Here is a 12,052-nt window from a genome sequence, read left to right on the forward strand (position 1 = left end):
GCCGCGCCTTAATGCTCAATACGGGCTTGGCGTCACTCTGCCGCCCAGCCGCCGACGGCTTTGACCTCAAGGAAATCCTCAAGACCCCACAGACCGCCCTCGCGCCCGTTGCCGGATTGCTTCATGCCGCCAAAGGGCGACCCGGCTGAGCGCGAATGGCCGTTCATCTCGACCATGCCGGACCGAAGCACCCGTGCCATTCGGTTGGCTCGCGCGCCGTCTTGCGTTTGCACGTAGTTGGTCAGACCGTAGGGCGTGTCATTGGCGATCTCGACCGCCTCTTCTTCGGTGTCGAAGGGGATCATGGTCAGGACAGGGCCAAAGATCTCTTCGCGCGCAATGGTCATCTGGTTGTTGGCGTCCGCAAACACAGTCGGTCGCACAAAATAGCCCTTGTTCAGCCCATCCGGGCGACCGGTCCCACCTGCAACCAGACGAGCACCTTCGTCGATGCCCTTCTGGATCAGATCTTGAATCTTGCTCCACTGGACCTCGTTCACGACGGGACCGATGTGTCGCCCTTCTTCCTGCGCACTGCCGACCGAGACCATGTTGGCAACTTCGGCGGCTGTTTCCACGGCCTGATCATAGATCGGGCGCTGTACCAACATGCGGCTGGGCGCGTTACAGCTTTGGCCGGTGTTGTTCATCATGTGCAGGACGCCTCGCTTAACGGCCTTTTCATCGGCATCGGCAAAGACCACGTTCGCGCCTTTGCCGCCCAGTTCCAGATGAACTTTCTTCAACGTATCAGCTGCGCTTTTTGAGATCGCTGTCCCGGCACGGGTCGAGCCGGTAAAGCTGACCATATCCACATCCGGATGCGCCGACAGTTGCGAGCCGACGCCGACACCATCGCCATTTACCAGATTGAAGACACCTGCGGGGAAGCCCGCCTCATCCATCATCTCGGCAAAGATCATTGCGTTCAGCGGGCTTTGCTCGGACGGTTTCAGGACCATGGTACAGCCTGCAATCGCTGCCGCGCCGACCTTGAGCGTGATCTGGTTCATCGGCCAGTTCCACGGGGTGATCAGGGCGGCCACGCCGACGGCTTCATAGATAATCCGGTCATTAGGTGCGTGATCACCCAGCGGGCGGTCGAATTGGAACGCTTTGGCCGCCCGCACAAAATTCGACAGGTGATACATGCCCGCACCGGATTGCTGCGTGCGAGCCATGTCGATCGGCGCGCCCATCTCCTGGGACATCGCGTTGGCCAGGTCTTCAGAGCGGGTCTGATAAACCTCGATCAGTTTTTCGACCAGCGCGATGCGGTCCGCAACTGGCGTCGCCATCCAACCGGGCAAAGCCGCTTTGGCGGCTGCAACAGCAGCATCGGTATCGGCCTGACCACCCAGCGATATTACCGCGCATGGTTCCTCGGTCGAGGGGTTGATGACTTCGAAATCATTGGGCGCGGACGGGGCAACCCATGAACCGTTGATGTAGAAATTGCGTTTCTCGATCATCGCATGTTCTCCTGATCCAATAGCCCGGATACCGGGAATTCGCGCCACTCTGGCACCGGCATATCAGAGTGACAAGAGGAAATTTGATCAAATTATTTTCCACAAAAATGAATACCCTTTAAGGCGGCAAATGGTTTAACAATGGCGCTGAGTAATTAGATTTTATCAATCGACTCGGTTTGTTCACAAAAAAGGAGATGCCCCATGGGTTTGCGCATCAATGACACCGTTCCGAATTTCACTGCAGAAACGGATCAGGGCACGGTTCAGTTCCATGACTGGATCGGTGACAGCTGGGCGATCCTGTTTTCGCACCCCAAGGATTTCACTCCGGTCTGCACCACCGAGTTTTCCGCCGTTGCACAGTTGAACGACGAATGGGCGGCGCGCAACACCAAGGTGATCGGCGTCTCGGTCGATGGTGTCGAGGACCACAAGAAGTGGAAGAAAGACATCGAGGCGTATGGCAACGCCAACCCCGGTTTTCCGATCATCGCCGATGACGGTCTGGCCGTGTCCAAGGCGTTCGACATGCTGCCCGCCGAGGCGTATTTGCCCGATGGGCGCACCCCCGCCGACAGCGCCACCGTTCGTTCGGTATTCATCATCGGCCCGGACAAACAGCTGAAACTGTCTATGACCTATCCGATGACGGTAGGCCGCAACTTTGCGGAAATCCTGCGCGCGCTGGACGGCCTGCAGATGAGCGCCAAGGGCGTGGCAACACCTGCCAATTGGGTGCCGGGTGAAGATGTGATTATCCCGCCAGCCGTGTCGAATGACGAGGCGAAAGAAAAGTTCGGCGAGTTCGAAACCATCTTCCCGTATCTGCGTAAAACCAAAGCACCCAGCTAAGATTGCTTGGGCGGGGCGCACAGCTCCGCCCGGTTCATGGTTTCCAAAAAAAGTTGTTTAAGCTGCGGATCGTTGTGGGTGCTGATACAGTTTCCGACGATAAGCAGCACGCTTGAATTCACGCGTTAGCTTGTCTGCCAGCGGCGGGCTTGACTGTATGGTCGAACCGCCGATTTCCTTCGCCACTTCCTGATTGCCACTTCCCTGTAAGGAAAGGATCGGCTGTCCTGTCACCCAGTGCATCTGCAGGAACGTATCGACCGGCCGGTCAATTTGGTTGGTTACGGCAAGCAAGCGTTCAGCCGCACGCCGCCCCACCATCTGGCAAACGCACTGCAGGCCAATGACCTTTGGCAGGATCAGACGCAATCCGTTTTGTTTGGCGAGGGTCAGCGCTGCATCCTCGCGTTGTTTCACCGGAATTCGGATATAGTGATCCGGGGTCGCAATCGGATCCAGCATCGCCAACGCATTAGCCATCTGGCAGGGATCTATGCGCAGATCGTCCTCGGTGATGATGGCGCGATCGATCTTTTCATCCACCAGCTTCCGCCAGATTCGACGATGACTTTCAAAAACTCCGATCTCGGCCGGGCGCAGCGGAAAAGGGTATCTGGGCCGATGCAGATCACCCGGAAACAATTGCACATCCGCGATTTGAGCGGGGTCCTTCCCATTGACGGCCTCGAACAGTTCCGCATTGGGCAGATTGGCACATAGTCGTTCGGCATTGGGTCGCCGCGCTGTGCTTGCCGTCATATGGATGACAAAAGTCTTCATGCCACAGTGCATAGAACACAGGGGCGGAAGGGGGAAGAGAAACCCGAAAGAAACACTTCCCCGTGAGGTGTCAGAACCCGTAGCGCAAGCCGACATTGATGCTGAAGGCGTCGATATCGTCTTCAACTGTGCCTGTAGACGCACCATTTGGTGCCAAACGCGCAGAGGACACGTCGAATGCGCGGGCATATCGGGTGTCCAGGGTCAGAGCGGTGTTGGGGCTGATTTCATATGCGACACCTGCAATGACCTGAGCCGCAAAGGTCGTGTCGGTGTCGTTCAACTCGACGCCCGGTCCATATGCAAAGTCCAGATCAGAGTAGGTGGCACCCAAACCCAGACCGATATAGGGCGTGAACGCTCCGGCCTGCTTGAAATCGACCAGCACGTTGGCGAACAGCGATGTCTGCGACACGTCACCCGAAATGTTGCCTTCCGCACCGGGTCCATTTCCAGAGAAATTGACACCATCCACGTCGTTGTCACGATAGGACAGCTCCAGCTCGATCCGGGTGCCGATCCGATCATTCGACCATTGCGGGATCTCTTTGCCGACCGCGATGCCCAGCCCATAGCCGCCGTCGAAATCGGTATCAACCGATTGCGTCGATCCATTGATCGTGCCGCTAAAGTCGCTGTCCTGCAGTTGGCTGTACCCGGCAAAACCCTGCAAGTAGAGACCTTCGGACAAGCTTTGTGCGGCCAGCGCGGACGCGCTGATCGACAAAGCTGCAGAAGCGAGAAGAAGACGCGTAACCATGACCATGTCCTTTGTTCCATAATTGGTATGGCGGACATGTGGGCAATAACGGCACGAAAGAAAGGTGCATGCCCTTCACTTCAATTCACAGGATATTGGGCGCGTGTGAGTGAATAAGATCAACGCCAACCTAACACTTTGAAAAACGGTCTATGTGGTCGAATTCGAGCTGTCCAAGCCGTGTGTCACCAAAGGTTCGGACAGCAGTTCATCGATGAAGAGGCTGAGTAACTGAACGCGTCCCGTGACACCCGCCTTGCGGTATACTGCGGCGCATTGCGCTTTGACTGTGCCTTCCTTGGTCTGCCGCAACGATGCGATTTCCGCGATTGACAGACCTTTGATAGATAACAGGGCAACGTCGCGTTCGGCATCACTGAGGTCCCATTCGCTGAACTGAGATTCAATGAGTTGAGCAAACGCACCCTGCGCCACGCTCAGTTGCCGTTGCATGTCGCGTACACGCCTGTTCTGAAACCGGATCAGCGCAATGGTCGCGGAAAGGCCTGCGATCAAGGCCAGCGCCAAGACAAGTTCGAAACTGTGGAGGTGGCGAAAACCCGCGCTTTCCTTGCCGGTAAAGTCCAGCATCGCGTCAGTCATGAAAAAGGCGGCGCAGACGGCCTGCACCACCAGAAGGAGCCAAAGCAAAGACGTTTGTGAAAGCTTCATGGGGCTCCTGAGATTTCCTTCGATCAGTCGTCCTTTTCGAGTTCGATGGCCGTTACCACGCCGTCCGTCTCGGACAGGACCAGTTCAGTTTCTATGCCATCCTTGATGAGTTCAACCTCGATCTCACCGTCTTCGAACTCGATCTCTTCGATCTGGTATCCCTGCGCCTCCAGGGCGGTGCGGATATCAGCCTCGGTGGTGCCCAGTTTGTCTCCTAGTCCGACATTGGCCAGCGCAAGCACGGGCGCTGTTGCAATCAGTCCAGTCAGTGCCAGCAGTTTCAAGGTTTCCATTTTGCATCTCCTATTTTTACGTTGTGGCGATGCAGTGGATTTGGGGGCAGGCCGGGTGCACTGCGATTGGCTTTTGGTTGAAACGCAAGGTATTGCACCAAGGTTTATGCCATGTAGCGTGGGGTTTCAGATCGCTTGGTTCTGCATTTGGGTGAATTGTGCTAGGGTTAGGCGGGGGAATTCTACAGGCAAGCAATCAGGGCATCGGGCTTTCAGACTGTGTAGAACAGGAGAAGACGATGGCATTTACAGATTGGTACGTTGAAGGCGATGCGTTCGGGAACTGCAATTGCGGCTATGCCTGCCCCTGTCAGTTCGAAGAGCTACCAACCCACGGGCATTGCCGTGGCTTTGAAGTGCTTGAGGTTTCCAAAGGGCATTTTGGCGACACCGATCTGGTGGGCACAAAGGCTGCGCTGATCTATGCATGGCCGGGCCCGATTTTTGAAGGCGGCGGTGAGATGCAGGTGATCATCGATCCCAGTGCTTCGGATGCCCAACGCGCCGCGCTGGAGAAGGTTTTTCATGGGGAAGAGACCGAGGAAATGGCGACCCATTGGTACGTCTTCCGCGCCATGTGCAAAAAAGTCCACGAGACCCTGTTTCTGCCGATCAACTTCGAAATGGACATGGATGAGCGTACCGCCAAGGTTTTGATCGGTGACGTGCTTAATTCAACGGGTCGCCCAATTGAGGCACCACATGGCGGTGGCCCGCATCGCGTACGGATCGACATTCCCGGTGGTATCGAATTTACCCTGGCCGAGATTGGCAGCGCATCGACCACGGCGGACGCGGCGATCAAACTCGATCTGAACGACAGCTACGGGCAGTGGCACGTGATGAAGCATGGCCCGTCGGGTGTGGCGCACTAAGGTAAACGTTCGATAGTTGCACCCACTCTCAGGCTGTACGGCGTGGCCCTCCAGCACGTGTGGTCTGGCGGACACCCATCTACAGGTTCCGAAGTTGCGGCAGCTCTGATCATTTCGGAAAGGGGCAACGTCAAGCCAATGTCATCTGGCGTGACGGTATAGTCTTCCGCATAGACGTTGAAGTCCAGAGCCTCGGCTATTGGCCGCAATTCTTCGTCGGCTGTCCGCTCTAGTTGATTGCGATCCTCTTCGGACAATTCGGGCAAGTATGCTGTGACGGTACACATATGTCCTTTGCCGGGGAGGCCCGAAGTGTCCCCTTCTATCAGATACAGTGTTTCTGACCATCCAACGGAGATCTCCAAAGCTGCATCTTTGGGGTCTTTTGCTGATGCCCATTCGTTCACTTCGTAGACTAGTCTCAACCGATCTGCTTTCAGCGAGTGCTTTAAGCCGAGACGACGTGCTGTCGTTTCAAAATCCGCTAGACGAGTCAGGCTGTTCAAGCACAAGTCTTTGAACAGCTGCACAAACTGACTTTGACTGACGATGGGGCTTGGCCCCGGAAGAATGTAGGCATCGGCATCTGTCGGTTTCGGGTACGTGTCAGGTTCACATGCACAGAGTAGAGATAACCAAGCTAGGGCGATCAATTTCTTCAAATGAAATGCTCTCTCTGCTGGGTAACTTGGCTAAATGTGTCACAATCCCCTTATTTTCAAAAGACTTAGCTGACATTTGATTGCTGAGGCAGTGGGTTTCGGTTTGTTGCGCAGGGCAATCGAACAGCCAGACACCAAACAAAACGACCAAAGAAATAGGCCCCGGCGTTTCCACCGGGGCCTTGATCATTTGAAAGAAGAGCAGATTACTCTGCGCTTTCCTCTTTCTTTTCTTTCTTCTCGGGAACGATCTCTTCGCCGGTTTCCTGATCGACAACTTTCATCGACAGGCGGACCTTGCCGCGGTCGTCAAAGCCCAGCAGCTTGACCTTAACTTCCTGGCCTTCCTTCAGAACATCCGACGGATGGTTCAGGCGGCGGTTTTCGATCTGGGACACGTGCACCAGACCGTCGCGCTTGCCAAAGAAGTTCACGAAGGCGCCGAAGTCGACGATCTTGACCACTTTACCGGTGTAGATCTGGCCTTCTTCCGGCTCAGCGACGATCGAGTGGATCATTTCATAGGCCTTCTTGATCGATTCACCGTCAGGCGAGGCGATCTTGATGACGCCGTCGTCGTTGATGTCGACCTTGGCACCCGAAACCTCGACGATTTCGCGGATGACCTTACCGCCCGAGCCGATCACTTCGCGGATCTTGTCGGTCGGGATGTTCATGGTCTCGATGCGCGGCGCGTGGACCGAGAACTCGTTGGTCTCGGACAGGGCTTTGCCCATCTCACCAAGAATGTGCATCCGGCCGTCCTTGGCTTGTGCCAGGGCTTTCTCCATGATCTCGGGCGTGATGCCTGCGACCTTGATGTCCATCTGCAGCGAGGTGATGCCGTTTTCGGTACCCGCAACTTTGAAGTCCATGTCGCCCAGGTGATCTTCGTCACCCAGAATGTCCGACAGGATGGCGTAGTCGCCGTCATCTTCCAGGATCAGACCCATGGCCACACCGGCAACCGGTGCTTTCAGCGGAACGCCTGCATCCATCATCGACAGCGAGCCGCCGCAGACCGACGCCATCGAGCTGGAGCCGTTGGATTCAGTGATCTCCGACACGATGCGGATCGTGTAGGGGAAGTCGGTCGCCGCAGGCAGAACCGCCTGCAGGGCGCGCCATGCCAGCTTGCCGTGACCGATCTCACGACGGCCCGGGCCACCAACGCGGCCAACTTCACCAACCGAATACGGAGGGAAGTTGTAGTGCAGCAGGAAGTTCGATTTGAAGTTGCCGTGCAGCGCGTCGATGAACTGTTCATCGTCACCGGTGCCCAGCGTGGTCACGGCCAAAGCCTGTGTTTCACCACGGGTGAACAGGGCGGAACCATGGGTCCGGGGCAGCATCGAGGTTTCTGCAACGATTGAACGGATATCGGTGGTCGAACGACCGTCGATCCGCTTGCCGCCCTTGACGACGTCACCGCGCAGAATGCCCGCTTCCAGCTTTTTCATCGCGGAACCGAGGTTGCCGTCTTCCAGCTGCTCTTCGGTCAGCGCTTCCTTGATAGCTTCACGGGCAGCAGCAACAGCGGCGGTGCGCTCCTGCTTGTCGGTGATTGCGAAGGCGGCGCGCATCTGCTCTTCACCGGCGGCCTTAACCGCTGCAGACAGTTCGGAGTAATCCGGCGCTTGGAAGTCAAACGGCTCTTTCGCGGCTTCTTCGGCCAGCGAGATGATCAGGTCGATCACCGGCTGGATCTGCTCATGGGCAAAGTTCACCGCGCCCAGCATTTCCGCCTCGGACAGTTCGTAGGCTTCCGATTCAACCATCATCACGGCGTCTTTGGTGCCGGCAACAACCAGATCCAGACGCTGTTCAGGGTTCAGGCGCAGGTCCTGCATGTCATCGACGGTCGGGTTCAGAACGTATTCACCGTCCTCGAAACCAACGCGTGCACCGGCGATCGGGCCACGGAACGGCGCACCGGAAATGGTCAGCGCAGCGGACGCAGCGATCATTGCAACGATGTCGGGGTCGTTAACCAGGTCGTGGGACAGCACGGTGCACATCACCAGAACTTCGTTTTTGAAGCCGTCAACGAACAGCGGGCGGATCGGACGGTCGATCAGGCGCGCGGTCAGCGTCTCTTTCTCGGTCGGGCGCGCCTCGCGCTTGAAGAAGCCACCCGGAACCTTGCCGGCGGCATAGTATTTTTCCTGATAGTGGACGGTCAGCGGGAAAAAGTCCTGACCCGGTTTTTGAGCCCGTGCAAAGGTCACGTTCGCCATGACGCTGGTTTCCCCCAGAGTCGCGATCACGCTGCCGTCAGCCTGACGGGCAACCTTGCCGGTTTCCAGTGTGAGCGTCTCTTCGCCCCACTGCATAGATTTTTTCGTTACATCAAACATATGCGTATCCTAGATGGGAGCACTCCCGCCCCTGCGGGTCTCCCGTTTGCATGGCGGCCCCATTGCCGCCGATCCCGTTTTAGCTTTCGTCTGAGTGCCGGGATCAGGGCACAACGTCTCAGATATCGCGCGCATACATCAGATTGCTGTCGAAGGAAAGGGGAACCGCACAAGACCAGGGGAGGACCGCGCAGCCTACGCCCGATCCTTGCTGGACCGGGCCGGGAGTGTTCAGAGGATTGCGTGCGCGAGGATCATCACCACGCCGCATCCCAAGGCGTAACTGGTGTCGACCGCAATCGCGAACGCGCTTTTTTGCGCCCAGGCCCCGACCGAGGCCGCCTGCGCCGCCACCGCAAGGATGGCCAGAACGGCGACACCCAGACTGTTGGTGGTTTCGGTGATCCCAATCACGGTGGCCAGCAAGATCAGGAATACGATCTGTGCGGTCATCTGTGGCAATGGCGGCGAATCCGGCGGCGTCGGATCGATCCGGGTTCCTTCGGCCCAGCGTTTTTGGAAGCCGACCGGTCCGTAGACCAGCCACCCCAGCAGAAAGGCCGCGATTACCCCCGCGGCAAGGGCCAGCCAGTTGATCATAGCGCCGCCTCCAGCGCCACAAGGATCGCAGTCCAGCCGCCCTCGTGATTGTCACGGCTTTCCTGTGATGGAAAGCGGATGTGATGCAGGCGCAACTCAGTTCCCGTGTCGATCGGCGTGAAATCCAGCGTCACGGTGGAGTCGTCCTGACTGTACGGAGAATTCCAGGTGAATTGCAGCCGGTTCGGGCGGTCGATGACCTTGTATTCGCCCTCATGTGGCAGATCTCCGGCTTCGGGCGCGCGCATGATGATCTTGAAACGCCCACCTACCTTTGCGTCGGACTGCGCCTCGGGCACGGTCATACCCGGCCCCGGCAGCATGAATTTAGCCAGCATCTCAGGGTTCAACCAGGCGTCGAATACCTTCTCGGGCGGGTGCGGGATTGCGCGTGTGATTTCAAGAGACAGTTCCGTCATCTTCTGGGTCCTCCAAAGCAGTTTCCAAAGCGTCCAACCGAAGCGCCCAGATCGAACGCAAACCGGCAAACCATTCATCCACGGCTGACAAGGGATCCATTTGAATCTCGATCAAATGCTCGCGCCACTCAGTCCGGCGTCGCACCAGCCCGGCGTTTTCCAGCACCTTGATGTGCTTGGACACCGAATTGAGGCTCATCTCGAAGCGCCGCGCGATATCCGTCACCCGCAAGGGACCCTGCTGCGCAAGCATTGTCAGGATCGCACGGCGAGTTGGGTCGGACGCGGCTTTCAATATCGCGCTCAGATCAAAGCGACTCTCTCGTTCAACCATATGGATGAATTACAACCTTCTTCTGCGTCAGTCAACCATTTGGGTGAATAACATGTATAAAGCCCCTTGGCCAGCAGATGTGGCGAGCACTCTCAACGCTAACTGAGATCTCTTAGTAAGCTCCATAAATTCATTAACAGGAATGCGTTTGGTGAAATTATGTCGTCAGTGTAGGCTGTTATCACGAAGCCCGCGGTCGAATTGACGGAGAAGCGCCAAGGGACAAAATCTCGTTTCCGTCCGCTGGTCGAATACCTTGGCGTTTGCACTTAGCGAACAGAAGGGCAGACGAATGGCTGAAACCAAGAAAATGCTGGATCCGGATCCCCGGATTTATGATTTTGAGACCGAATACGAGCTTGGGCAGGACAACGTCCGACCCTTCGGTCTGGACATCCACAACCCGGTCTTTTTGATCTCGAGCATCCTGATCTTCGCGTTCGTACTGATCGCGCTTGCAAACCAGGAGGGGGCCGCGGCACTGTTTGGCTGGCTTCGACCATGGCTCACCAGCACATTTGACTGGTTCCTGGTTCTGTCGGTCGATGCCATCACCCTGTTCTGCCTGGTCCTGATCATCCTGCCGGTCGGCAAGGTGCGGATCGGTGGCAAGGACGCAAAGCCCGATTATTCCTATGCCGGATGGATCGCTATGATGTTCGCGGCTGGTATCGGTATCGGCCTGTTGTTCTTTGGGGTGATGGAGCCCGTTTACTACAACTTTGCCGAGGACGGTAACGCGGTGCCTCTGGGCATCGACATCGCGGTTCCGGGCAATGAATATGCTGGAATCGTCGGCACGATCCATCACTGGGGGCTGGAAGGCTGGGCGGTCTATGCCGCAGTTGGCCTGAGCCTGGCCATCTTTGCGTACAACCTTGATCTTCCGCTGACCCTGCGGTCTGCCTTCTACCCGATCCTCGGAGAGCGTGTCTGGGGTTGGTGGGGCCATATCATAGATACACTAGCTGTATTTGCGACGCTGTTTGGGTTGACCACCTCGTTAGGTCTTGGCGCGCAGCAGGTTGCGGCAGGATTGAATGAGGTGTTCGGCATCGAACCCAGCCCAACTGTCACGGTCCTGCTGATCATCGGTATCACGTTGATTGCGTTGGGCTCGGTCCTGATGGGCATGGATGCCGGGGTCAAACGGTTGAGTGAAATCAACATGATCATGGCCGTGGGTCTGTTTATCTTCGTGATCGTTGTTACCGGTGTCGGCACGGCCATTGCGCGGTATTTCAACGTGATGGTGGATTATGTGTTCCACCTGCCGGCGCTGTCGAACCCGTTTGGGCGTGAAGACACCAGTTACTTCCACGGCTGGACGACCTTCTACTGGGCCTGGTGGATTGCATGGTCACCCTTTGTGGGCATGTTCATCGCCCGCATCTCAAAAGGTCGCACAGTGCGCGAGTTCATCCTTTGCGCCCTGCTGGCACCGACGGCTGTCTGCGCCTTGTGGATGTCGACCTTTGGCGGTGCCGCCATCGACATGCTGAACGCAGGCGGAGCCGAAGGTGTCCGCGCCACGGTGATCGACAGCTACGCCCCTGAAGGTGCGCTGTTCGGATTCCTCAAGGAACTGCCGCTTTACGGTATTGTTGCGCCAATCGCGCTGGTCCTGATCGTGGTGTTCTTTGTCACCTCGTCGGATTCCGGTTCCCTGGTGATCGACACGATTACTGCGGGTGGCAAGATGGACGCACCGGTGGTTCAGCGGGTGTTTTGGTGCACGCTTGAGGGCCTGGTCGCCATTGCGCTGTTGCTCGGCGGGGGTCTCTCTGCACTGCAAGGTGCTGCGGTTTCGACAGGTATTCCGTTCACGTTGGTGGTTCTGATCATGTGCTACTGTTTGTGGCTGGCGCTGAAATCAGAAAAAGCCAAGATGTAGGGGCTTGATCCCGAAATACTGAAACGCCCGCCTTTTGGCGGGCGTTTTTCGTCCCCAGACAACCATAAACGCCCGGATC

13 protein-coding genes are annotated in these 12,052 nt (G+C 57.0%); 3 read left to right on the forward strand and 10 right to left on the reverse strand.

What is annotated here, in order from left to right:
• Nucleotides 1-32: 32 nt before the first annotated feature.
• Entirely contained in the window at nucleotides 33-1,472 is a 1,440-nt protein-coding gene (locus GOW16_RS05915) for an aldehyde dehydrogenase family protein (RefSeq protein WP_170411719.1), read from the reverse strand.
• Nucleotides 1,473-1,676: 204 nt separating this feature from the next.
• Between GOW16_RS05915 and GOW16_RS05920 the strand changes: the two genes are divergently transcribed.
• Nucleotides 1,677-2,327 carry a peroxiredoxin gene (locus tag GOW16_RS05920; RefSeq protein WP_170408508.1) on the forward strand — a complete coding sequence of 217 codons (651 nt, stop codon included), beginning with the start codon at nucleotides 1,677-1,679 and terminating at the stop codon, nucleotides 2,325-2,327.
• Nucleotides 2,328-2,384: 57 nt separating this feature from the next.
• Here the strand turns inward: GOW16_RS05920 and GOW16_RS05925 are convergent, their stop codons facing one another.
• The 4 genes from GOW16_RS05925 to GOW16_RS05940 all read right to left on the reverse strand — a co-directional run bounded on the left by GOW16_RS05925 (nucleotide 2,385) and on the right by GOW16_RS05940 (nucleotide 4,832).
• Nucleotides 2,385-3,107, reverse strand: coding sequence for a glycosyltransferase family 25 protein (locus tag GOW16_RS05925; RefSeq protein WP_170411723.1), 723 nt, complete (start codon nucleotides 3,105-3,107; stop codon nucleotides 2,385-2,387).
• Between the two features lie 70 nt (nucleotides 3,108-3,177).
• Complete coding sequence (locus GOW16_RS05930; RefSeq protein WP_170411726.1) at nucleotides 3,178-3,867, reverse strand: outer membrane protein; 690 nt, start codon at nucleotides 3,865-3,867, stop codon at nucleotides 3,178-3,180.
• A 150-nt stretch (nucleotides 3,868-4,017) separates the two neighbouring features.
• The gene (locus tag GOW16_RS05935; RefSeq protein WP_170411729.1) at nucleotides 4,018-4,539 is read right to left on the reverse strand and encodes a helix-turn-helix transcriptional regulator; all 522 of its coding nucleotides are present in this window, start codon (nucleotides 4,537-4,539) and stop codon (nucleotides 4,018-4,020) included.
• Nucleotides 4,540-4,562: 23 nt separating this feature from the next.
• On the reverse strand, nucleotides 4,563-4,832 hold the full coding sequence (locus GOW16_RS05940; protein ID WP_170411732.1) for a PepSY domain-containing protein: 270 nt from the start codon (nucleotides 4,830-4,832) through the stop codon (nucleotides 4,563-4,565).
• 239 nt (nucleotides 4,833-5,071) lie between these two features.
• Here GOW16_RS05940 and GOW16_RS05945 point away from each other — a divergent pair, with 239 nt between their 5' ends.
• The gene (locus tag GOW16_RS05945; protein ID WP_170411735.1) at nucleotides 5,072-5,707 is read left to right on the forward strand and encodes a DUF1326 domain-containing protein; all 636 of its coding nucleotides are present in this window, start codon (nucleotides 5,072-5,074) and stop codon (nucleotides 5,705-5,707) included.
• Here the strand turns inward: GOW16_RS05945 and GOW16_RS05950 are convergent.
• The 5 genes from GOW16_RS05950 to GOW16_RS05970 all read right to left on the reverse strand — a co-directional run bounded on the left by GOW16_RS05950 (nucleotide 5,704) and on the right by GOW16_RS05970 (nucleotide 10,079).
• Complete coding sequence (locus GOW16_RS05950) at nucleotides 5,704-6,213, reverse strand: hypothetical protein (RefSeq protein ID WP_170411738.1); 510 nt, start codon at nucleotides 6,211-6,213, stop codon at nucleotides 5,704-5,706. The genes GOW16_RS05945 and GOW16_RS05950 overlap by 4 nt on opposite strands.
• Before the next feature lie 362 nt (nucleotides 6,214-6,575).
• Nucleotides 6,576-8,726, reverse strand: a complete 2,151-nt coding sequence (gene pnp, locus GOW16_RS05955) for a polyribonucleotide nucleotidyltransferase (RefSeq protein ID WP_170410729.1) — start codon at nucleotides 8,724-8,726, stop codon at nucleotides 6,576-6,578.
• A gap of 231 nt (nucleotides 8,727-8,957) precedes the next feature.
• Nucleotides 8,958-9,326, reverse strand: a complete 369-nt coding sequence (locus tag GOW16_RS05960; protein WP_170411741.1) for a DUF1761 family protein — start codon at nucleotides 9,324-9,326, stop codon at nucleotides 8,958-8,960.
• Nucleotides 9,323-9,745, reverse strand: coding sequence for an SRPBCC family protein (locus GOW16_RS05965; RefSeq protein ID WP_170411744.1), 423 nt, complete (start codon nucleotides 9,743-9,745; stop codon nucleotides 9,323-9,325). Before GOW16_RS05965 ends, GOW16_RS05960 begins: the two co-directional genes overlap by 4 nt.
• Nucleotides 9,726-10,079 (reverse strand): ArsR/SmtB family transcription factor, encoded by a 354-nt coding sequence (locus GOW16_RS05970; protein ID WP_170411748.1) that lies wholly within the window; start codon nucleotides 10,077-10,079, stop codon nucleotides 9,726-9,728. Before GOW16_RS05970 ends, GOW16_RS05965 begins: the two co-directional genes overlap by 20 nt.
• 292 nt (nucleotides 10,080-10,371) lie before the next feature.
• On the opposite strand from GOW16_RS05970, the gene GOW16_RS05975 reads away from it, so the two are divergent.
• Nucleotides 10,372-11,973 carry a BCCT family transporter gene (locus GOW16_RS05975; RefSeq protein ID WP_170411751.1) on the forward strand — a complete coding sequence of 534 codons (1,602 nt, stop codon included), beginning with the start codon at nucleotides 10,372-10,374 and terminating at the stop codon, nucleotides 11,971-11,973.
• The last annotated feature ends 79 nt before the right edge of the window (nucleotides 11,974-12,052 follow it).

The sequence above is a fragment of the Ruegeria atlantica genome (genome assembly GCF_013033965.1).
Classification (GTDB): Bacteria; Pseudomonadota; Alphaproteobacteria; order Rhodobacterales; family Rhodobacteraceae; genus Ruegeria; species Ruegeria atlantica_D.